Here is a 23,515-nt window from a genome sequence, read left to right as displayed (position 1 = left end):
GTTAAACCAAGCCTCTTAGTAAAATAAGCATAACAACTGAACCAAATAGATAGCCGTCTATTCTGTCTAAAACTCCGCCGTGCCCTGGCAAAATATTTCCGCTATCTTTTACTCCAGCAGCTCTTTTTAGTGAACTCTCATATAAATCGCCAAAAATTGAACTAACTGAGACCATAAAAGAGATGATAAACGAGACACCCAAATCAACTATGCCAAGACCGACAAACATACCGCCAATTGTTGCAGTAACTACACCGCCAGCAACACCTTCGAGAGTCTTTTTTGGAGAAGCTTCACTAAATGGCGTTTTTCCTATACTTTTACCAACAACGTATGCGCCAACATCAGTAAGAGCGACAACAACCAAGAGCCAAAGAAGCGCTAAAGACCCATACTCTTGATACATCGAGAGGATAAATAGCATCCCAGCAGTAGGATACATAAATGGAAAGAAGTTTTTCCAAGAAAGATTTTTGTTAAAAGCGACTGCACCCGCATAAGCAACACCAGCAAGAACAAAAAGGTCATCACTATATGGATAAATCGCTGCAATTAGCCAAAGTCCTAAAGCATAGTAGAGCAAATAATTGTTTTTCAAATTATAAAGAGCAAGAGCCTCTTTAAAAGCAATAATATACACGACGCCTAAAGCCGCCCACATAAGGAAAAAATTATCTATAACACCTATAAGAAGCACTGCAGCTACAAGAACTAATCCAGTTTTAACTCTCTCATTAGAAGTTGAAAATATACTCATATAAAATCCCTTGTAAAAATGAAATGATTATAACCTATCACACTTTAATATCGAGTATGTGCAGTGGCTCCAATTGCTCTTCTTCCTCTTGCGGTTCTTTTTTCTCTTTTTTATTTCTGGCACTCTCTTGGTCTGCTTCATTTTTTTGATGCTCACGCTCTGCATCAACGGCATGGTTCTCCTCGGCGGGGCGTACTTCTATAACCTCAGTCTCTTTTTCTTGAGCCGCTGCTTGTGCTGCAATATTTTGAAACTCTATACGGTTATTATGTGCATTATGGATAGAAGATACCGTAGCTGTTTGCTGATTTACATAAATCGTATTTGCGACTAAACCTACTGCCATCTTATCTCCCTTAATTTTACTTCGTTAGCTCAGGGCCAAAGAGGATAAACCACTGTGGCACTAAAGCTTGACACATTCGTCTCAGAAGTATCTGTTTTAACTCTTTATCTTGTGTCAACTTCTATGGTTTTATACTTATTATAAAGTACATTGGCACCGCTTTGGATTGTTACTTCTCTTCTAGGAGTATAATCGACCAAATAGCGGTCTTTCTCAAACATCGTAAAATCTACGCACAATCTTGCCGCGCCCTCTATAACGGATGCAGGAACATTTTGCTTATCTGTTGTAATGATTACGTGCGCTGATGGACGCTCCTTCATATGAATCCAAATATCTTTTGCACGAGCACTTTGAAGAAGTTCTATGTTTCCTTTCTCGTTTTTTCCAAGGGCCACTTTATACCCCTCTATCCAAAATGTCTCAACAGAATCATTAGTTTTTATCTTTTTATTTTGTACTATTTTTGGAAATAAAAGCTGTATTTTTGCCATATCTTTTGCCTCTGTTACAGTATGAACAAAGAGCTTTATATGCTCTATTTTTGAGTCCAATGACGCTCTCTCTATATGCATATGAGAAGCTCTTTGTTTTGCTTTTTTGCTTCTAGTAAAAAGAGAGTTTGCCATTAGCGCAGGAGTTGAGAACTCTTTATGAAGCTCTATTTTTTGCTTTTTTCCATCATAATCATCAAGCTCAACTACTCTTTGGTATGGACGAATTGAGTGCATATTAGAGAGAAGAAGATTTCCAAAATGGTTACATTTTTGCGCCTCTGCTTCTAGCTCATCTTCATCATCTAGCGTACTATATAGTTTTTCTAATTTTTTTAGTTTTTTGTTTAAGATAGAGATTTTCTGTTTTTTTAAAGAGGCTAGTTTTTCCCTCTCTTCTTGCTCATACTCATCATATAAAAACTGCTCAACATCTTCAAGGATATACTCCTTTGCTTCAAATGGTGCAGAAGGAACAGCTAGTAATTTTTGTCCAACCCTAACCTCTCTAAATGATGAAAAAAGGTCAACATGGCGCAGTGCTTCTAGCACTACTTCATTCTCGTCTAAGATGATTACATTTGTATATTTTCCAGTAAATTCAAACTGCAAGTATGTAATCTCTTCTTTATAAGCAGAAGCAACTGAAGTTTTAAAACGAACTATTTTATCGCCACCAAAAAGTTCTACATTTATAATATTTGCACGATTAAATCGTTTTGCCAAGAGTACATCAAAAGGTGCATTATAGACCTTTGAACGAGCGTAAGAGGCGCATTTAAATATCTTAGAGTTAGAACGCGCCATCTCAAAGTAAAGCTCATCATCTCTATCAAAGGCAACCTTTATGATAGTGTCACTAACTCTGTAAATTGATGAAATTTTTGTAAATTTTTGCAGAAGATTAAGAATCTGCTTTAGGTGTGATAGTTTCATAATGTGATTTTATCATATATATAGAAATTACCCCAGCATAAGGTTCTCCATCTCTTTTGCACACACAGGCTTATGATAATAAAAGCCTTGGATAGAATCAATACCGTTTTGAAGTAAAAACTCTTGTTCTTCTTGCGTCTCAACACCCTCTGCCAAAATATGTATGCCTAACTCTTTTGCTAAAAATATGATTGTTTTTACAATTATCTGATTTTTTGGCTCATTTTGTATATTTGTTACAAAAGATCTATCTATCTTTAGTTTGTCAATAGGAAGATTTTTTAAATACGAAAGAGATGAGTAACCTGTACCAAAATCATCCATAGAGATGTTAAAACCAAGCTCTTTTAGCTCTTCTAAAAGTGCTATCGCCAATTTTGGATTTTCCAAGATGTAACTCTCTGTTATCTCAAGTTCCACCCACGAAGCCTTGCATCCACTCTCAAACAAGAGCTCTTTTAAAGTTTTTAAAAAATCAAGATGTGTTAGTTGTCTTATTGATACATTTATCGATACTCTACCATCAAAGACTCCTTGATGATGCCATTTTTGTGCCATCTCAAAGCCACTCTTTAAGACAAAGTTTCCTACCTCTATAATCAAACCGCTCTTTTCAGCAAGAGGTATAAAAATGCTTGGAGGTATCATTTTGCCATCATGCTTCCATCGCAATAGTGCTTCAGTTCCAATAATTTTACCGCTAGTAGCGCTATTTTGAGCTTGATAGTATAATTCAAGTTCATCTTTTCCGATAGCATGTTTAAGGTTTGTAACCATTTTGGTATATGTAATAGCCTCTTTTTTAAACTTTGCATCATAAAAACTAAATCTATTTTTACCCAATTTTTTTGCGTTGTACATAGCTGTATCTGCCGCTTGATACAACTCATCAACATTTTTTACATCATCTGGATAGCTGCAGACCCCAGAACTAGCTGTTATATATACATCTGTCATCTCTATTTTAAAAGGATTATTCAGCGTAGCATGAAGCTTTCGCATCAAGATGGTTATTACATCTATATTGTTTGAGTCTATTACTATTGCAAATTCATCTCCACCGATACAAGCTATAAATACGCTTGAGCCAAAGAGCTCTTTTAGGGTATTTGCTATCTCTAAGAGAAGCTTATCTCCAAAACGGTGACCATAAGAGTCATTGACTATTTTAAACTCATCCAAATCAAAAAGTATAAGTGAAAAAGGAAGGTTTTTTGTACATTTTTCACTAAGGAATTCACTCAAACTAAGCCTGTTTGGCAATGCAGTTACGTGGTTTATATGTGAAAGCTTATAAAATTTCTCTTTAGAGTCAAGCAAAAACTTCTCATACTCTTTTTGCTCAGTAATGTCTCTTGCTATCCCAAATATCCCAAATACTTCATCATCATTATCTAAAAGAACTCCTCTTGTTGTTAAAAAAGCTCTCTCTTGCTTGTTTACAATATGTATCTCTTCTCTTGTTATGATTTTTTTATGATAAAGAAGCTTTTGTTCCTCTTCTTGAATATTTGCGGCTTCTTTTTGTGCAAAGAGAATCTCGTCTCCTCTTCCTAAAATTTCATCTGGAAATATATTTAGCATATCTGAGGCACCATTGTTAAATAGTATATAATTTCCATCGATATTTTTTGCAAAAATAGCCTCAGGAAGCCCATTTATTATCGTATCAAGAAGCTTTCCATGACGAGACAGCTCTGTCTGTGAGAACTTTATAGTCTCCTTGCTCTCACTGAGTTCCTCTTTTGTTTTTAAAAACGCTTTGCTCTCTTCAATATTTTTAGCATAATTTATATACATGGTATGAAAAAAATAATAGCTTAATAAAAAAAGACCTATAGTTGTAATAAAAATAAAGAACCACCCTTTATATGTCTGTATGGCAGTAATGTCTTCTGCTTTTTCTACAATAAGTGCAACAGCTACATCAGATAATACTATCCATAGAGCTCCTGCTATAAAATATATTATTGCTATAAGAAATGCATTTTTATAGCTCTTTATATCTTTTTTGTGCATTTTGAATCTTTCTTTTTTGTGTTTTTAATTATACATAAAAAAGCGGATGCCTTGGGTATAGTTTAAGAATTAAAACAAAAATTAATTCTACTATTTAACATAATAAAATTTTGTATATTAAAAAGTCTTCTATTAAGTATATATCATATACAATTGGTAAAAAAAGGAGATGCAATGGCAAAAGGTAAAGATGTTCAAAAAGCGGTTAAGAAAAAGCCTGAGAAATCATTAAAAGAAAAACGTAGTGATAAGAAGGCGAAGAAATCTTCATAAATAAAATAAAATAGAAGTTTTTTGACGCAAAAAGCGTCAAAAACTTATACGCGTGACTCTTCGCGACGTTGTAAATACGCCCAATTAGAATCTACACGCTCTTGCCACTCTTTTATTAGATACTTATATTCATCTTTAAAAAGGTGTTTAAAACGCCCTTGAGCAGCTAGATACTCCTCAACAGGAATAACATTTTTAGGTCTGTAAGTGATGTTTAACTCTCTACCATCAATAATCTCATAAAGAGGAAATACTAAAGAGTCAGTAGATAAGTCAGTGATATGCATTGTATCTTTAGGATCAAATTTCCACTCCGTAGTACATGGTGAAATAGCATTGATAAATACAGGTCCATCTACTGAGAAACCATGTTGAATCTTTTTAACCATATCTTTCCATTTATTTGGAGCAACTTGAGCAGCGTATGGTATACCATGTGCAGCCATGATAGATATCATATCTTTTTTATTTTTTTTCTCTCCATAACTTACACGGCCTGCTGGAGACGTAGTAGCTGATGAGCCAATTGGAGTTGAAGATGATCTTTGTCCACCTGTGTTAGCGTAAACTTCATTATCAAGAACAACGTGCATTATATTGTGCCCACGTTCCATACATCCAGAAATCCACTGAAAACCGATATCATAAGATGCACCATCACCTGCAAAAGAGACAAATTTAGGATTACGATCTGGCTGTTTTAGGCGACCTTTTTTCTTTAGTGCTTTGTACATACTCTCAGCACCTGCAACTGCAGTTGAGCCGTTTTCAAATCCGATATGTATCCAAGAAGCATCCCACGAAGTATATGGGTAAACAGCCGTACAAACCTCTAGACATCCAGTTGATGCCGATAGAATTAAATCATCATTTGTAGCGTTTAACACTTCACGAACAATAATAGAGTGTGCACAACCTGGACATAAAAGGTTAGCTCCTTCAAAACGGTCAGCTGATGTTGAAAACTCTTTTAAGTTTTTTATATTTTTCATTTCGCTCATAGTTTTCTCCTTATAAATATGCCAGCTTCGGTCCACGAACACCGATAAACTGTTGTAGTTGAGTAGTTACTTTACCAGCATCAACATTTACTTGTAGCTCTTTAAATAGAGACACTAAATGTGCTTTAGTTAAGTCACGTCCACCAAGTCCATAAACATAACCAGAGAGAAGTGCTCTATTTGGTGTATTATAAAGTGAACCAGCTACTTCGTTAAATAACATTCCAGGCGCACCATTTGGAGATGAGCGGTCAAGTGTTGCAATCGCTTTAACATCTTTTAAAGCTTCTGCGATTTGGAAGAATGGGAAAGGACGGATAACACGAATGCCTACAACACCAGCTTTGATTCCCTCTTTTCTCATCTCAGTTGCTACTTCACGAGCAGTTTCAACTGATGTACCCATACAAACCACACATACATCAGCATCATCCATATCGTACTTTTCAACGATATTATATTTACGTCCGCTTAGCTTTTCAAAACCATCAAATGCTGCTTGAATTTTTGGCATAACTTTTGTCATCAAATCATTATGTTGACGAGCTTTATGCTCAAAATGCCAATCTTCTTCAGTTTGTACACCATGTGTTACAGGATGTTCAAAATCAAGCATATCATTCATAGGTTTGTAATCGCCTACAAAACCATAAGCTGTATCATCATCTAAAGTATGAACACCTTGTGCTGTATGAGAAGTCATAAAGCCATCTTGATGAACCATACACGGAAGTCTTACTTCATGGTCTTCACTTACTTTAAACGCTATGAAATTTAAATCATAAGCATCTTGAGGGCAGTATGCATCAAGTTGTATCCAACCACTATCACGTCCTAAATACATATCTGAGTGATCGCCATTTACATTTAGTGGAGCAGCAAGTGCGCGGTTTACAACGTTTAAAACGATTGGAAGACGCATACCAGAAGCTTGGTAAAGTGTCTCAACCATTAGTGCAAAACCTTGAGATGATGTAGCAGTTGCAACACGACCACCAGCCGCAGCAGCGCCAATACAACCACTCATCGCAGCATGTTCAGACTCAACCATTACAAATTCGCCCTCAACATAACCATCTGCTAAAAACTGTGCATAACCTTCAACTATCGGGGTTGATGGAGTAATAGGGTAAGCTGCAACAACGTCAATCTGACACTGTCTCATTGCTTGAGCAGCGGCAAAATTTCCATCCCATACTTCAATATCTCTTAATTCCATTTTGTCAAATGCCATTACTCTTCCTTCTCATCTTTTTTAGGCCACGAAGCTATTTCCGTCTCTTCGTCTGCTTGTTCTGGGAACATTAAGAGTGATTTTGGGTTTGTAGGACAAACCTCAACACATATTCCACACCCCTTACAGTGATCCATATCAACACCGATTAATTTTTTATCTCTTGCAATAATTGAAACATCTGGACAATAAATCCAGCAAAATTGACAATCTATACAGTAGTCTTTGTTAAAAATTGGTTTAATTAATCTCCAATCGGCAACACTTGCAGTATAAGAACTACTTTGTGAATATGCGCGATCTTCTTGTTGTGTTCCTGCAATATCGTCTATTTTCCCGTCGAAAGTGCGAAGCATTGCTCCGATTTCAAACTCATCCCATCCTTTTTTTGCCATAACCAATTCCTTACTTTACTTCGTCATATGCGCGCTGAATAGCAAACATATTTGCGTCAATAATTTTTTGTGGTAACTTCCCAAGAATTCTCTGCATACTCTCTTTAAAAAACTCTATATCATACATCCCAGAAATTTTCATAAATGCACCAAGCATTGGTGTATTTGGAATTGGACGACCAATAGTTTCATTGGCAATAGTTATACAGTCAACTGTATAAACTTCTTTGCCTTCTAGTTTAGGCTGAGCTTTAAGTAGTTCTTCTGTAGTTAAGTGAGTTGTAATAATATATTTTGTATTGTCTTTATGATTTATCGTTACATCACTTGTAAAAACTAAGGCAGGATCGATAACAAAAACATAATCAGGTCTCATATATTTTTCATGATTCATAATTACTTTATCATCTACACGGTTGTAAGCCGTCATCGCTGCTCCACGTTTTGCAGATCCATAAAATGCAAACGCTTGTACATGCTTACCAGTTGTAGAAATAACATCCGCTAAACCCTTTGCACCAGTAACAGCGCCTTGTCCAGCACGACTATGCCATCTAATCTCTAGCATTAACTCTCCTTCTTTTTTATATAGAACCTAAATTCTACTTTACCCCTTATTTTAGACAAGTTGCTCTTAAAAAAAGCTTGAGGTTTTACTCTTTTGTGATAACTAAGAAAAGTGTGTTATTTTTTCCTATTTTGCAGATAAAGCGCTGCTTCTAGCGCATCATTTAATATAACATTTGTAAACTTTTTTAATGTCTCTAAATTATCATATCCACTCAATACCGCTATGGAATTTACATTGGCGTTTTTTGCAGCAATAAGGTCTAATTTTGTATCTCCAATCATCCATATTTCTCTATCTTTTGTATCCATTTTCTCCAAAGCTTTTAGGATAGGTTCAGCGTTAGGTTTTGGGTTTTGAACATCCTCTCTACCTATTAAAACTTCAAAGTACTGCATCAAATCAAAATGCTCCATCAATAGCTTGGAGTATTGTGCAGTTTTTGTCGTCACAATACCAAGCGTAGCGAACTCTTTAGCCAATAAAACGGCCTCTTGTGCATTCTTTAAAAGCTCTGTTTTTTGTGTTGAAATATCTCTGTAATGCTCTTTATAAGTTGCAACCAAATCCCAAATTTCTTTTGAATCTACCCCTAAATTTTCATACATAATATCAAGCGGATAACCTATGAGAGCTTTTATCTCTTCATCTTTTTTACTCTCATACCCATGCCTATCAAACGAGTGATGAAATGACTCTAAAATAGCTTCCGTTGAGTCAATTAAAGTACCATCCAAATCAAATAAAATTATCACATTACTTCTCCCACTCTATATAATTATGCCAAATTCCACTTGGGCTTGATTTTACGTTTTTTATCTTTTTACTTACTGTTGTTATTGAGTTTGGAATGAATAAAAATAGATATGGATTCTCATCAGTTATTGTCTTAAACATCTTTTTCCAGACTAAAGACAACTCCTTAGAATCTATCATACTTTGAGAATCTTCTATCATTTTGTTCATCTCAGCATTGTGGTATCCAACAAGATTAAATCCACCTTGCTTATCGCTATCACTATGCCAAAACATATATGGGTCAGGGGTAGGAGATAGTCCCCATCCAAGGAGTACACTATCAAATTTATTTGGAAATACAACCATGTTTAAAAATGCTTGCCACTCCATCACTCTAAGAGTTACAACTACTCCAGCCTCTTTTAGCTGATGCTGAAGTATTTGCGCGGCATAAGGTCTTGTATCACTTGAATTCGAGGTAGCAATCTCAAATGTAAATGGATTTGACTCATTGTATCCTGCCTCACGAAGAAGCTCTTTTGCTTTTTGAATATTTTGCTTAGGTGCTTTTACGTCTTCATTAAAAGCATTTGTTGCTGGAAGAAAAGGACCAGTACAAACTTTGGCATGGTCAAAAAAAAGTATCTTTACCAACTCTTCTCTGTTAATTGCCAAAGAGAGCGCCTCTCTTACTTTTGGATTTTTAAATTTCTCAATTCTTAAATTAAATCCCAGATAGGTATATGATTGAGATATATTTTCATAAATATCAAACTTATCAAAAAAGCTCTTATCTAACTGCCTCTCATACTGCATAGGTTCGATGCTTCCGATGTCAAGAGAACCTGATTTGAGCATCAAAAAACGAGTCATTGGATCGGCTATGATATGGAACGAGATTTCATCTATCTTTGGGCGTCCCTCAAAATACTCATCAAATGCGCTTAAAACTATATTTTTAGAGTACTCTAACTGATGCAACTTGTATGCGCCTGTTCCTATTGGGTTTGTGTTAAAACTTGAGCTCATTAAATTTTGCTCATTTTGCAATAGATGTTGTGGCAAAATACCCATCATCCATGTCTCTAATGCCTTAAAATAGGCCTCTTTGTATCTTACTCTTAGAGTTAATTCATCAACAACTTCAACACTCTCTACAAATCTAAAGTTAGAGCTGTATGGAGAACTTATCTTTGGTGAAATAAGCGTGTTATATGTAAAGAGTACATCATTTGCACTAAACTTTTCTCCGTCATGCCACTTTACATTAGAGCGAAGTTTAAATAAAAGAGTTTTTTCATTTTCAAAGTAAAAACTCTCCGCCAAATCCCCCACTATTGTTGATAAATCTTTATCGTACTTTACAAGTCCGTTAAATATAAAACCGCTAATCTCTGATGAACTAGAATCTGTTGCTAAGATAGGATTTAATCTCGATGGATTGGTAGATGTGGCTAAGTGAAGTGTTGATGCAAAAAGATGAAGCGATAAAATCAGAGGTAGTAAATAGCGCAAAATTACTCTTTTTTGAGTGATTATACCAAAGTAAAATAGAGGAGAATGTTAATAAAAAGTTAGGAAAGGATATTTCCAGTGCGCAATGCACTGAAAAATTGTTCTTGAAGCGATTAACGCTTAGAGAACTGACGAGAACGACGAGCTTTGCGCTTGCCTGGCTTCTTACGTTCAACAACACGTGAATCACGAGTCATCATACCTTCAGGTTTTAGTATAGCTTTTAACTCTGGATTAAATCTTACCAAAGCACGAGAAATACCGTGACGAAGTGCGTCTGCCTGACCACCGAAACCACCGCCTAAAACTGTAGCTACAATGTTTACTGATGTATCTTGTTTTGTTAGAGCAAGAGGTTGCTTAACACGAAGTTTTTTAGCCTCTAATCCGCCTAACCATGCGTCTAATGAAAGACCATTGATTGTCATAGTTCCAGCACCTGGAGTTAACCATACTTTTGCGATTGACGCCTTACGACGACCTGTTGCATATATTTTTTTCATATAGTTATCCTTACTTTGCTAATTGTGCAGAGTGAGGATGTTCAGCACTTGCATAAATTTTTAATTTTTTAATCATTTTAGCACCAAGCTTAGTTTTAGGAAGCATACCGCGAGTAGCTAATTTGTAAAGCTTCTCTGGATTTTTCTCTAAAAGTTCAGTCATTTTAGTACTTTTAACACTACCGAAGTAGCCAGAGTATGAAAAATACTCTTTGTTAGCAATTTTACCAAGACCGTTGAATTTTGCTTTTGAAGCATTAACTACTACAACATAGTCTCCACAGTCGATATTTGGAGTAAAACATGGCTTATTTTTACCGCGAAGTATAGTTGCTACTTCAGTAATAATACGACCAAAAGTTTTACCTTCAGCATCAATCAAAACCCATTTTTGATCGATTTGTTCAGGAGTTGCAATTTTCGTAAATTTCATTCTTGAACCTTTCAAGTAATTTTCTTAACATCAACATCTTTAGATGCCTGTTTAATTGGCGAAAGTATATCTTCTTTTGCTTACAAATAACTTAATTTATGGTTTTTTTAAGGTTTAGAGAGAGGGTTTATCGCCGTTGTTGAAAATCTTCATATTTTGGAACAATACGTTTGGCGTATAAAAAACGCTGTTTATAATATTGCTTATCTATCTTATCGTATTGAACTTTTTTACCTTTATATGAAGCATGAATTATTTTCCCATCTCCTGCATATATAGCTACATGTGATGGCGCTTTTTTATATGTACGATAGAAGAGTAAATCACCTACTTTTAAATCTTTAATATCTATTTTTTTGCCATATCTTGATTGCTCCGAGGCAGATCTTGGAAGAGTGATACCAAATTCTCCAAACACTTGCTGTGTAAAACCTGAGCAATCAGTCTTTTTATCGCCCTTGTTTCCAAACTTGTATTGGGTACCTAAAAACTCTTGTGCTTTTGACAATACTCTACTTGTCAATGGCTCTTGAATAATCATAGTTTCACTTATAGATGGAAACTCATAATCGTCATCACGCTGTATATCAGCAAAAACGGTTGTGTAAAGAAGAATGATAGCAACAGCAAAAAAACTTTTTATCACTTATTCTCCTTCTACAAATTTGTGGGATTTTACTACTTGTTTTATAAAATTTAGGTTCAAGGTTTTAGTTAACTTTATACCTTGAATACCTTAATCTCCTGCTCCAGTAGATAAACTATATAGCCTTGTGCACTCTTTTTTGTAATCTCCTCAACTGCTTTTACATAAGAGCGTACCTGTTTAACGTGCTCATTCATATACAGATTTGAGCTCTTATAATCAACTATATTATACCCTTCTTCACTCTCGACTAATAGGTCTATATATCTTAGAGAGTTTTTATAGCGAAGTGCTTTTTCTCTATGACATACGCCATCAACTACAGAGATAAACTCATCACACTCAAGCAACATCTCTACTCTTTTTTGTATATCTTCTATCTCACTCTCTTGTAGCAGTGCGCCATATTTGTTTATCATGCTATCTTTTGCGTGAGCTATATTTTTAGCTTTAAACTCTCCTAACATCTCAAGCATATAGTGCATCGCTATACCAAAGTTTATAGATACAAAATCCTCTTCTTGTTCTTTTTCAAGCTCCAAAATATCACTTTGTGTTCCATAAAACAACTCTTGATACTCCAAGGCTTTAAACTCTGTTTTATTCTTTTTATCTTTATACACACACTTTAAAATTCCATTTTTTTCTACTCTTAAATCTAAAATATCAAATATGGAATCTTTTGATTTTAAAACAACAACAAGACTCTCTCTTGCTCTTGTAAAGGCTACATAATGGGCATTTAAGCTATCTTCTACTTGTAGAGCCCTCTCTTTTAAAAGAGCTGTGGCGTAAGCCTCATCAACACTGTCTCTGCCTTTTATCCGCAGATAAACATTCTCTAATGTAAGTCCATCATACTCATAAATGATAGCGTCACGTGATGGCGGAGTTTTTGTAAGCCTATCCATCACTATTACATGTTCATACTCTAACCCTTTTGATTTGTGTACAGTTAGTACTCGTACACCTCTAAGCTCCGAAGCAGCAGCACTTACATCCATCCTCTCATACTCAAAAAGTAGTGCTTCTACATCACTGTATCTTGATATAGCATCTAAAAATCTAAGCAAATTAAAGCTGTCGCTAAATAAGTTAAACTCTTTTATCGCTCCTTTAACTACATCCAAAAGAGCTACTCTATTAAAGTCAATTCTAGCAATGGGGCGGAATTTTTGCGAAATAAGAGCAAAGAAATTATGAGCATAGATAGCTTCACCAAAGTAGTGATACTTTAGATACTCTAAAAGGGCTTTGACACTATTTTGATTTATAAGTTTTGTAGTTGTCTCTGTTACAACTTCGATATTTTCTGCTTCTAGAACTTCTTTAACAGAACTGCCATCTCTATTTGTAGCACAAAGAATCGCTATCTCATCTATATCTGCTCCAAGCGCTAAAAGAGCCTTGACTTGTGCAACAACCTCTTCTAAAACCTCATCATTTTGTACAACCTCAACATAGCCCTCGTTTGCCTCTTCTCTAAAGAGTTGTGGAGTGTAGTTTTTTATCTTATCTATAAAAACACTATTTACAAACGAGACTATCTCCCTTTGTGAGCGATAGTTTGTAAGTAGTTTTTCTACATGTGTAGAGTTCTCTTCTGCAACGCTTTGGAAAAGCGCGCTCACACCGCCACGAAATCTATATATAGACTGTTTAACATCTCCTACAAAAAAGAAGCTTCCATTTTCAAAAATCCCCTCTCCCGATGTTATCTCATCAATAAGCGGTTTTAATATCTCATACTGCAATATGCTTGTATCTTGAAACTCATCCAAGAGAATATGCTCTATCTGCGCATCAAGCCTAAAGTATAAAAACTCACTATCATCGCCTAGAAGTTTTAAAATCTCATATACAAGATAGGTAACATCACTAAAACTAAGCTCACTATCATCCATATACAGCGCTTTTTTACTCTTTATATAAGTATCGACAAGCCCTTTTAGTGAATAAAAAAAGTTCTGCTCACGCGCTCTATTTTGGTTTTTTATGGCATCTTTTATCTTAAAGAGCAGCTCATCCATAAGAGGCGTGTAACACTTTGCAAAAGTTCTATAATCTAAGCTTTCTCTCTCTAGCCAAGCCTTTGTGCTAAGCTCTTCAAAGTCTTTTACTTCAACAGATTTTATCGCCGTACTTGAAGCCTTAGGCGAAGATATAACAATCTTTTTAAGCTCTGACATGTAAGAGAGAGCTTCTTCTTCAAAAGGCTCTACGCTCTGCTTTTTAAACTCTATATGTTTAAGTTCTGCAAACTTGATATAAAACTCATCCAAGAGCTCAAAGATATCACTAAGTCGTTTGTTAGAAGAGATTGAAAGGGATATAAGTATCTCTTTTTGATTTGCTACACTTACCTCTTTTAAAAAACGTGAGAGAAGTTTTAGCTCATGCTGGGAAGAGAATGTTGAGAAATCTGGCATCAGTGAAGCATAAAGAGAGAATTTTCTAAGTATTTTTGTAAAAAAACTATCTATCGTCATTATCTTTGTATGTGAGTTTAAAAACTCATCCAAAACCCTTTGACGATTCTCTAAAAGATACTCACGAGAAAGCTCTGTAACCCTTATAATCTCCTCTAGCTCTCCTCTATGCTCTAGCTCTTCAAGTGTTGCGATTATCCGCTCTTGCATCTCACTTGCGGCTTTGTTTGTAAACGTAAGCGCTAGTACTCTTGAAGATTTTGCTCCTAAAAACAGCAAACTAAGATAGCGAACAACAAGCATAAAAGTTTTTCCACTTCCAGCACTCGCCTCGTAAGCTAGGTTATTTATAAGCATCTTAGCTCTGCTTACCCATACTTTTTATGTAAAGCTCTTCAACTTTTGCCCTAGCCCACGGTGTTTTTCTCAAAAACTTCAAACATGAGCTAATTGTTGGATTTATCAAAAAACATCTAATATCCACTTTTGCACCCAGCTCTTTAAACCCGTAACGCTCAACTAAAGTCTCCAAAATATGCTGCAGTGTAACACCATGCAATGGGTTGTTTTTGTTTTTTTCTTGTTCGCTCATCTATTCCCTTTGACAAATAATTTTATATTCACAAAACTGGCAGTTTTTTATATCTTCGCACTTAGTAAAGTTTACATGTTCTATGTTTAGCAAATCTTTTACATGTGACTCCAAGATAGATAGCTTTTCATTTAGTAGTGGCTCTGCTACTATCTTTGACTCTTTTAAATCATAGTATCCGCACTCTTTTACTTGACCTAACGTTGAGGCAAGAAGGTAATAAAACTCTAGCTGGAAGTCTGTGGCTTCTGTGAAGTTTTTTAGAGTGTGTGTCGGATAAGAGCCTGTTTTATAGTCAAGTACATATAGTTCATTATCTTTTTTATCTATCCTATCTATCTGACCATTTAAAACCATGCCGCCAAACTCTACGCTAAGGCTTTTTTCACATTCCAAAACTCTATATCCATCAGCAAATCTCTCAATCTCACACTCAACAAAGAGGCTCATTCTTCTCTCTTGCATCTCCATAAGATAACGCTCTAGCTCACTTTTGCCACATACAGATTTCATCTCTTTATGCAAATCTCTCTTTAACTCATCAAGGCTTTCATAAAAATCTCTTTTTATATAGAGTTGCTTTAGTGCCTCATGTACAGCCAAGCCTATCTCATGCTCTTTTGGCATATCTTTTGGAATCTCATGATTTTTTAGTTGCATGATATAGCGGTAGTAGTATTTTCTCTTACATGTAAGGAATGTTTTTAGTTTTGTAGCTGAGAGTGTTTTACCTTTAAAGCTATACTCTGATGAAATTTCTTCCTCTTCTTGTTTGTACGCTTTTGTTCTCTCAAATAGCAACGAAGCGTACTCTTGCTCGTCATGTATATTTTTCTCTTTAATATTTAACTGTTTTAAAAATCTTGAAGCACTGCTCTCTTTGGAGTTTACAAATCCGATAGCCACCTCTTTTGCTCCGTTTATTACCATCTCGTAGTAGTGTTTTTGCAGGTTTTCTCTATCACTCATAGTTGGAAGATTTGCCATCTCTCTTACTTGAGTGTTTAAGAACATATCTTTATCGCTTTTTTTTGGAACGTTTGAGTCATCAAAATCTACAATGATAAGTGCGTCAAAATTTACAGAGCGAGTCTCTAGCACTCCCATAAGGGTTATCTTTCCCCCTCTTACATCATCTAGCGTTCTTTTTGATAATCTCTGCATAAATAAGTTTATGACTGATTTTACACTCATCTCTCTCATAAAAGGCAAAATATTTTTGAAACTATAAAGCTCCTCATCAAAGACTTTTATCTCTTTTTTGCTCTTAAAACTCTCTTTGTACTCTTTTAAAAACTCTAAAACATCAACCTCTTTGCTCTTGTCGCTATATATAGAGCGCAGTTTTATATAAAACTCATCACCCTCTCTTTTGAGTCTTGCATAGTTCTCTTTTGAGTCTTGTTCTATGTACTTGCACGTTGCATTTAGTTTTTTATATATCTGTGTCTTGCCAAAAGATTCTCCCATTGCGAGGTTAAAGTTTAACTTCTCATCAAACACGCCAAGTATTTGGGCAAACTTCTCATCTGGCAAGATAACGGCTATATTTGCAGCTTTGTAGCCTTTGTTTATAAAATCATATATCTTTTTTTTAACAAATGCCGCTTGAAGAATTGGTTCACTAAAAGATTGACAAATTACGTTTTTGTTTTGGAAAATTTTCTCTTTTTCTACTATCTCTTTTTCATTTAAAGAGATTTTATATCTATACCCGACTTCTAGCTCAATACCCAGCTCAGCGAACTTTGCTCTCATCTTTGAGTTAAATCTGCTTGTACTAAATATGAGCTCAACACTGCAAAATTCGCAACACTTATGCAGAAGTTCAAACTCAAAATTTGTTAGATGACCATCTACTTGTAACTCTATACTTTTATGGCTCTTTGCATACTCTGCATTGAAACTATATAATTTTGGAAGAAATATTTTATCAAGATACTTACGCTCATAGCATAGCTTCTCATATCTTTTATAAAGTTCTTGAAGAATAGCTATATGCTCTTCAAACTCCGCATAGACATCTGAGCGCTCTAGCTCTTTTATATCGTATAACTCTGCGCTAAGCTCTTGAAAAAATTTAAATATATATGATGAATTTTTAGTAAATGTAAAGAAGTTTCGTTCTATTTGGAGGTTTTTAAAATCACTAAAGTCACTTGCTTCTAAGAGCAGAAGCACTCTGCTATCTTCATCAAGCGTCTTAAAATCCTTAACTATACATAGTCTTGATATAAAATCACTCATAGTGATAAAGTGCGGTAAAAAGAGGTTTTCACCCTCCAATTTTAGTTGTTCATGTCGCAAGGCACGAGCTGAAGGAAGTACTATTGTTTTGTTATTCATGGCTTAATTATAGCCTAATACTCTACTATATTCATTCCTCTTGTATCTGTTTTTATGTTGTAGTATCTGCTTAACTCTCCAACGCTAACTTTAGCCATAATATCCCATCTTCCATCTTCTGGAAGTGTCATCGCTTCAAATGTATATAGCCCATTTTCTACTTGATAACTATTTAGCTCTTGATCATTTTTATGAGTTGATGGTCTTGTTAACATTACTTTTATTGTTGCATCATTGATAGGGTTTGATTCTTTATCACTAACTCTATAAGCTATAACGCTCTTATCTTTTGTAAAAGTATCAGTTACATATTTGATGTTGTACTTCTTATCAAAATCTATTTTAGCGCTCAGCAGTTCATTGGCTTTTGCATCAGCCTCATGATAACCCATCATATAAGTATCGCTATTTTGAACTGGAAGCGTACTTGTAACTACTATCGTTGCAACACATGCACCAAATATAAAAATAATTGACGCAGCGATTGAATATGGCCAAATTCTGCCGTTATTTAGATTCATTTTTCTGCTTTCTTAAATATAGTTTTCTTTTTATGTAGAGAAATATACCATAGAGTATAAAACCGTAAAACAATACTTTTACAAAAAATATACTCTGTTGGTTTGCATTGCCAACTCCATTTTCAAGTACCACACCCTTACTTGCTGCGACCTGTTCTGCTATGTCTGCGTAACCGTTAAACATTGAGCCTGAGTATTTGCCTAGTACTTCCCCATCTTTTGCTTTTTGAGCTAAAAGAGGTATGATAGTCCCCCCATAACTGCTTAGTGTCTCTTTAAATGAGGCAAAGCTATTGCTGTAAAAAAGTGCAATTATAAATGCTTGAACTGGCGAAGCAACTGGGCTTAGTATCTGTTTTTTATCAAAATAGTTATATAAAGATGTCTCATTTGCTAAGATGTCTACTTTTGTATCTATCTCTGAAAATGTAAGCAAAATAGTTGGCGAATTGAACTCTTCTAAAAGCTCTTTTTCATACTCTACTATATTTTTAGAATCTGGCAATTTTTTAAGCATTACTAGTCTAAGAGAGATACCAGTCTTTTGGTAAAGCTCACTTCCCAGCTTTTCTATCTCAGCATCAAACGCTGGATTAAATATCAGTTCATCTTTATATAAATATTGTGCAACTAACGAGGAGTTAAAAAAAAGTGTGAGTATGAGGGCAATGAGCCCTCTTGAGTAGTTCAATTTTTTTTCCTAACCAATATATAAATGGTTAGGTGTTAAAACTGCATAGAGTGTATAAAGAGCCATTAAAACTAAGCCCCATGAAATAATTTTTTCCATTTCCTACCCTTTACTTTACATCAACAACATGATCAGCAGCATTTGAGCCAATCATCTTGATAGATGCTTCATCTTTAATATCATAATAGTTTGCAGCACTTGTATGTTGAACATTGATAGCCCACATAGTAAGACCCGCCAAAATTACAAGTAACAGAACTGTTGCAATTAACATGCCCGTTATCCCATCAATAGAGAATACGCTTCTATTTTCATTCATAACCGACTCCTTATTTGCTTATGTTAGTGATATATGCACCAACAGCTTCTTTTTGCTTATCGTTTAATCTATCAAACTTAGGCATAACACCTATCATACCTTTTTTACCGTGAGTAAGAACGTTTGTAACTAAAACAGTATCAAATTTACTGATATTTGGACCCATACTATCAACACCCATACCATCAGCACCATGACACATTACACAAGTTCCAGCAAATACTTCTGCACCTTCACCAGTCATACCATTTGCTACAAAGCGTGATACTAATTCTATCTCAGCATCTGTAATTGGAGCATAACCAGAATTTGCATTCATAAGTCCATTGCGGTCAGGCATTGGCATTTCAAAACCAAGAAGCTTATTGTTTGAACCATTTTCTATAACATGCTTAACAGAAGCCGCATCAATTCTATGATTTAAGTTTGCTGCTTTTCCATCAATACCATCAGCATTGATACCGTGACAAACTTTACACTCTGCTAAGAATACAGACTCGCCCATCTCTACTAATCTATCGCCAGTAATATCTTTATACTTAGCTTCAAATTTAGCATTATGAACTGCTGTATCTTCATTATACTCACCAATTTGAGAATATGCATTTACAGGGTAACCAATTGTCCAATACCACATACCCCAAACCATTGTAAGTAAAAACATAACAGCCCAACCAGTTGGCAGACTATTTTTATATTCACCAATTCCATCCCAATTTTCATCGGCAAGATCACCAGTTGCACTATCAACTTGCATCTGACGAACATATTTAATTACAACAAAAACTGTAATTACAACTAGAGCAGCCGCACCTGTAATAGCTAATGCATTTACAATATCGCCACTAAGAATATCGGTTAAACTTTTGTTTCCACCACCAGTAAGCACCAGCGTGTACGCCGTAGCACCAAACATGATAGCAACAACAATAATTCCCCAAAGATAAAGCTTATTCATATATCCCTCCTATTTCTCTTTCTCTTCAGATAGAGCCGACACTGGAGCATCGTCTATATCATCTTTTAGTGCCATATTGCTATAACTCTCGTAGTCGACCCCATCAGCATCTCTTTTTTTTGTGTAGAGGTGATATATGTAACCATACAACACTAACACAAGAAGAAATGTAAGTATAAAGTATCCATAAGCTTGAATTTCTGCAATATTCACTTCAAACCCCTACTTAAGGCTATTCATATATGCGATTAATGCAACTATCTCAGGAATCTCACCACGACTAACAGCATCTTTTACATCTTGATCTTTCATATCCACTGCTACTGCTTTTGCTTCTTCAAGAGCAATTTCATGAGCTTCAGAAAGACTTTGAGCCATTTTTACATTTTTAACAGATCCATCTCTCATAGGAACATCTTGGTTATAAGGAACCGAGAAATGTTGAGCAACAGTTAGTTGTTCTGCATACACAGTGTCTATATCAGCTTTATTTGTAAATAACCACTTGTATGCTGGCATAATTGAGCCTGGAACAACGCTATGAGGATCTTTCATATGATTTTCGTGCCAGTCAGTAGTTCTATAATTACCAACACGCATCAAATCTGGACCTGTTCTTTTTGAACCCCATAAGAATGGTCTATCATACGCATACTCACCACTTAATGAGTAGTGTCCATAACGGTCAGTCTCTGACTTAAACGGACGAACAAGCTGAGAGTGACAAGCATTACAACTGTTTTTAATATAAACGTGACGACCAGCCAACTCTAAAGTAGAGTATGGAGCCGTACCGATTACTGGACGAGAAGCTTGAGCAAAGTTTGGAAGAATCTCAATCAAACCTGCAAAAGCAATTGCTATAAACACACCTACCGCAAAAAAGAACGGATGTTTTTCTAACCAATGAAACATATTTTATCCTTTCAATTAAGCGCCCATAGGCGATGCACTTTGTAACTCGCGCTCTTCAACAGGGCGAGAAGACATAGTTTTGTAGATGTTATAAGCAAACATCAAGAAACCAACTAGATATAAAAGTCCACCAACACCACGGATAGCATAGTAAGGGTGAAGTACAGTAACAGTATCAATAAATGAGTAAGCTAAATTACCAAACTCATCATGAGCACGCCACATCATACCTTGTGTAATACCTGCAATCCACATAGAAGTAAAGTAGAGTACAACACCTAAAGTTTGAATCCAAAATTGTGCCGTCATAATCGCTTTAGAGTATATCTCACGTTTAAATACACGAGGAGCCATATGGTACAGAGCTGCCATAATCATAAAGCCAACCCAACCAAGAACACCATCATGAACGTGACCAACAATCCAGTCAGTAAAGTGAGCAATAGCGTTAACAGATTTAATAGCTTGAATTGGTCCCTCTAACGTTGAGAACATATAGAAAGTTGAAGCTAAAATCATAAACTTAATCAATGGAGAAGCTGCAACTTGTTGCCACTCACCCTTCATTGTAAGAAGCATATTTATAGCTGAACCCCATGATGGAAGAATCAGGATTATAGAGAAAATCGACCCCATAGTCTGCATCCAATCTGGAACAGTTGAGTATAGCAAGTGGTGTCCACCAGCCCATAAATAAACAAACATTAATCCCCAAAAAGAGAGTAGTGAAAGCTTATATGAGTAGATTGCCTGACCTGACTCTTTTGGTAAAAAGTAGTAAATCATAGCAACGATAGGCACTGTAAAACCAAATGCAACTGCATTATGACCATACCACCACTGAACTAAAGCGTCATTTGTCCCTGCATACATCGATACAGAGTGATACCATGCGCCAATGCCTGTCTCACCTGCTGGTGAAGTAGCAAACATTGTAGGAATTTCCATATTGTTAAATAGATAAAGCATCGCTATACCTAAGAAAGTTGCTATGTAGTACCAGACAGAGATATATAGTGATTTTTCACGGCGAATACCGATAAGACCAAACATACTCATACCAAATAAAACCCAAACAACAACTACACCAATATCTATTGGCCACTCAAATTCAGCATACTCTTTTGAAGTTGTAACACCTGCAAAAAGTGAAAAAACTGCTGCAGCAACAACTGCTAAGTAGAGCCAAAAATGAAGCTTTCCTATAGTCATAAGTAACTTTGACTCTGCCATAGATACTTTTAAAACACGCTGACCTACATAATACCAAGTAGCAAAAACACCACTTAGAGTAAAGCCAAAGATTACTGCATCTGTATGCAGTGGACGAAGACGACTGAAGTTAGTATATTCAGCTAAATTATCACCAAGTATTAAGTTTAATCCTGGAAATGCAAGTTGAAATGCTAATATAACACCGATGAGCATACCAACAATTCCCAAAACAATGGTTGTAAGCATAAACATCTTAGCAATTGTGTAGTCGTACTCTAATGGACGATTTTCCATATATAGCCTCCTTAAAGATTCAAAGTAATTAAGTTTAATTAACTCAAGCTAAATTTATTAAACTAATCAACTACGACATAGTAACAGTATAAATGTTTAAGAATTCTTAATTATTGCCAAAATTTTGACATTTTTTGCATTTTATCGTGCTCTTAACGTTGTATTAATAATAAAATGTTATGTCTTGAACTGTTTTGAAGAAAAAATGTGGATGGTATGGTGGAGCGTTCTTATCTTTTAATTAAAGATAAGAACTCGTTGAAGATATATCTGCTCTCTTTTGGTCCAGGACTAGATTCTGGATGGTGCTGAACAGAAAATATCGGAGAGTCGTTATACTTTAGACCCTCAATTGTGTTGTCAAATAGATTTACATGTGTTACCTCTGCAACTTCTATAATGTTGTCTGGAACATTATAGTTATGGTTTTGAGCGGTAATTTCAACTAATCCTGTTTTCATATTTTTTACAGGTTGGTTTCCACCATGATGTCCAAATTTTAGCTTAAAAGTATCATACCCATGCGCAATTGATAAGAGTTGGTGCCCAAGACAGATTCCAAACATAGGAACTTTTGCCTCTATTAATTTTTTTATCTCTCTTTGCTCATCTTTTAGTACAAGCGGGTCTCCAGGACCATTTGACAAAAATACTCCATCAATCTCTCTGTTGTTGTATCTTTTTATAAGCTCATCTCCACTAAAGTTATTTGGGATTACTTCAACGCCAATTTTTGCACTTACTAGCTCATTTAAGATATTTGTTTTTACACCAAAATCAAGAACTACTATATTTGCTTCTGACTTTGGAGCTTTCTCAAACTTAAACTCTCTATTGCTGTATGTTGATTGGGTATGTTTGTATGCAACTTTAGTACTTACTTGCTCTATATAGTTTACATGCTCTATTCTAGGACTGTTTTGTAAAATTTTCTTTAACTCATCTTTGTTGCTAATCTCTGTTGAAGCTATCATCATCATAGCACCCTCTTCTCTTAACATCTTAGTTAAGTATCTTGTGTCAATGTCACAAATGCCCATAACATTTTGCTTTTTTAGAAAATCAGCAAGTGAACCCTCGGCTCTAAAGTTAGAGTATCTCTCTTGATATTTTCTAACTATCATCCCTTTGGCGTGTGCTGATGTACTCTCCATATCTTCACTGTTAACACCAACATTTCCAATCTCTGGCATAGTAAATGTAACAAACTGACCAGCATATGATGGATCAGACATAATCTCTTGATAACCGCTCATTGAAACATTAAAAACAATTTCGCCAACAACAGTATCTTCTGCTCCGAAGCTGTTAGCCTCTAAAAAAGTTCCATTTTCAAGATAAATCCAAGCTCTTTTTTTTAATAGTTCCATAGCCATT

Annotated in this window: 24 protein-coding genes; all 24 read right to left on the bottom strand. The window is 35.4% G+C overall.

The features are described 5' to 3' along the window. Window position 1: 1 nt before the first annotated feature. A complete protein-coding gene (locus tag AC6H33_RS00730; RefSeq protein ID WP_497605084.1) occupies window positions 2-757 on the bottom strand; it encodes a phosphatidate cytidylyltransferase in 756 nt (251 codons plus the stop codon). 37 nt (window positions 758-794) lie between these two features. Further along, window positions 795-1,103, bottom strand: a complete 309-nt coding sequence (locus AC6H33_RS00725) for a hypothetical protein (RefSeq protein ID WP_497605083.1) — start codon at window positions 1,101-1,103, stop codon at window positions 795-797. A gap of 104 nt (window positions 1,104-1,207) precedes the next feature. Beyond that, entirely contained in the window at window positions 1,208-2,533 is a 1,326-nt protein-coding gene (locus AC6H33_RS00720; RefSeq protein WP_497605082.1) for an NFACT family protein, read from the bottom strand. A gap of 27 nt (window positions 2,534-2,560) precedes the next feature. After that, complete coding sequence (locus AC6H33_RS00715; RefSeq protein WP_497605081.1) at window positions 2,561-4,552, bottom strand: putative bifunctional diguanylate cyclase/phosphodiesterase; 1,992 nt, start codon at window positions 4,550-4,552, stop codon at window positions 2,561-2,563. A 317-nt stretch (window positions 4,553-4,869) separates the two neighbouring features. Then, complete coding sequence (locus tag AC6H33_RS00710; protein ID WP_497605080.1) at window positions 4,870-5,826, bottom strand: thiamine pyrophosphate-dependent enzyme; 957 nt, start codon at window positions 5,824-5,826, stop codon at window positions 4,870-4,872. A gap of 10 nt (window positions 5,827-5,836) precedes the next feature. After that, the gene (locus AC6H33_RS00705) at window positions 5,837-7,060 is read right to left on the bottom strand and encodes a 2-oxoacid:ferredoxin oxidoreductase subunit alpha (RefSeq protein ID WP_497605079.1); all 1,224 of its coding nucleotides are present in this window, start codon (window positions 7,058-7,060) and stop codon (window positions 5,837-5,839) included. Next, a complete protein-coding gene (locus AC6H33_RS00700; protein WP_497605078.1) occupies window positions 7,060-7,455 on the bottom strand; it encodes a 4Fe-4S dicluster-binding protein in 396 nt (131 codons plus the stop codon). Before AC6H33_RS00700 ends, AC6H33_RS00705 begins: the two co-directional genes overlap by 1 nt. 10 nt (window positions 7,456-7,465) lie before the next feature. Then, a complete protein-coding gene (locus tag AC6H33_RS00695; protein WP_497605077.1) occupies window positions 7,466-8,023 on the bottom strand; it encodes a pyruvate flavodoxin oxidoreductase subunit gamma in 558 nt (185 codons plus the stop codon). A gap of 116 nt (window positions 8,024-8,139) precedes the next feature. Beyond that, window positions 8,140-8,778: an HAD family hydrolase gene (locus AC6H33_RS00690; protein ID WP_497605076.1), complete on the bottom strand. Its 639-nt coding sequence runs from the start codon at window positions 8,776-8,778 to the stop codon at window positions 8,140-8,142. A gap of 1 nt (window position 8,779) precedes the next feature. Next, complete coding sequence (locus AC6H33_RS00685; RefSeq protein WP_497605075.1) at window positions 8,780-10,276, bottom strand: peptide-binding protein; 1,497 nt, start codon at window positions 10,274-10,276, stop codon at window positions 8,780-8,782. Window positions 10,277-10,389: 113 nt separating this feature from the next. Then, window positions 10,390-10,779, bottom strand: coding sequence for a 30S ribosomal protein S9 (gene rpsI / locus AC6H33_RS00680; RefSeq protein WP_497605074.1), 390 nt, complete (start codon window positions 10,777-10,779; stop codon window positions 10,390-10,392). Between the two features lie 10 nt (window positions 10,780-10,789). After that, window positions 10,790-11,212, bottom strand: a complete 423-nt coding sequence (rplM, locus tag AC6H33_RS00675) for a 50S ribosomal protein L13 (protein WP_497605073.1) — start codon at window positions 11,210-11,212, stop codon at window positions 10,790-10,792. Between the two features lie 127 nt (window positions 11,213-11,339). Further along, window positions 11,340-11,858, bottom strand: coding sequence for a C40 family peptidase (locus tag AC6H33_RS00670; RefSeq protein ID WP_497605072.1), 519 nt, complete (start codon window positions 11,856-11,858; stop codon window positions 11,340-11,342). A gap of 74 nt (window positions 11,859-11,932) precedes the next feature. Continuing rightward, entirely contained in the window at window positions 11,933-14,644 is a 2,712-nt protein-coding gene (locus AC6H33_RS00665) for a RecB-like helicase (RefSeq protein WP_497605071.1), read from the bottom strand. A 1-nt stretch (window position 14,645) separates the two neighbouring features. Next, the gene (locus AC6H33_RS00660) at window positions 14,646-14,879 is read right to left on the bottom strand and encodes a VF530 family protein (protein ID WP_497605070.1); all 234 of its coding nucleotides are present in this window, start codon (window positions 14,877-14,879) and stop codon (window positions 14,646-14,648) included. Next, window positions 14,880-17,225 carry a PD-(D/E)XK nuclease family protein gene (locus AC6H33_RS00655; protein WP_497605069.1) on the bottom strand — a complete coding sequence of 782 codons (2,346 nt, stop codon included), beginning with the start codon at window positions 17,223-17,225 and terminating at the stop codon, window positions 14,880-14,882. 14 nt (window positions 17,226-17,239) lie between these two features. Beyond that, on the bottom strand, window positions 17,240-17,746 hold the full coding sequence (locus AC6H33_RS00650; protein WP_497605068.1) for a FixH family protein: 507 nt from the start codon (window positions 17,744-17,746) through the stop codon (window positions 17,240-17,242). Then, window positions 17,733-18,437, bottom strand: coding sequence for a 3-dehydroquinate dehydratase (locus AC6H33_RS00645; RefSeq protein ID WP_497605067.1), 705 nt, complete (start codon window positions 18,435-18,437; stop codon window positions 17,733-17,735). Before AC6H33_RS00645 ends, AC6H33_RS00650 begins: the two co-directional genes overlap by 14 nt. Window positions 18,438-18,546: 109 nt before the next feature. Then, on the bottom strand, window positions 18,547-18,756 hold the full coding sequence (locus AC6H33_RS00640; RefSeq protein WP_497605066.1) for a DUF4006 family protein: 210 nt from the start codon (window positions 18,754-18,756) through the stop codon (window positions 18,547-18,549). Between the two features lie 10 nt (window positions 18,757-18,766). Then, complete coding sequence (locus AC6H33_RS00635; RefSeq protein ID WP_497605065.1) at window positions 18,767-19,714, bottom strand: cbb3-type cytochrome c oxidase N-terminal domain-containing protein; 948 nt, start codon at window positions 19,712-19,714, stop codon at window positions 18,767-18,769. Between the two features lie 9 nt (window positions 19,715-19,723). Continuing rightward, window positions 19,724-19,927: a cytochrome c oxidase, cbb3-type, CcoQ subunit gene (locus AC6H33_RS00630; protein WP_497605064.1), complete on the bottom strand. Its 204-nt coding sequence runs from the start codon at window positions 19,925-19,927 to the stop codon at window positions 19,724-19,726. Between the two features lie 9 nt (window positions 19,928-19,936). Beyond that, the gene (gene ccoO / locus AC6H33_RS00625; RefSeq protein WP_497605063.1) at window positions 19,937-20,629 is read right to left on the bottom strand and encodes a cytochrome-c oxidase, cbb3-type subunit II; all 693 of its coding nucleotides are present in this window, start codon (window positions 20,627-20,629) and stop codon (window positions 19,937-19,939) included. 15 nt (window positions 20,630-20,644) lie between these two features. Further along, a complete protein-coding gene (gene ccoN / locus AC6H33_RS00620) occupies window positions 20,645-22,138 on the bottom strand; it encodes a cytochrome-c oxidase, cbb3-type subunit I (protein ID WP_497605062.1) in 1,494 nt (497 codons plus the stop codon). 230 nt (window positions 22,139-22,368) lie between these two features. After that, window positions 22,369-23,514, bottom strand: a complete 1,146-nt coding sequence (gene carA, locus AC6H33_RS00615) for a glutamine-hydrolyzing carbamoyl-phosphate synthase small subunit (RefSeq protein ID WP_497605061.1) — start codon at window positions 23,512-23,514, stop codon at window positions 22,369-22,371. Window position 23,515: the final 1 nt, after the last annotated feature.

This window comes from Sulfurimonas limnophila, from assembly GCF_059705345.1.
The sequence above is the reverse complement of the archived record's forward strand: the minus strand, read 5'-3'. Positions and strand labels throughout refer to the sequence as shown.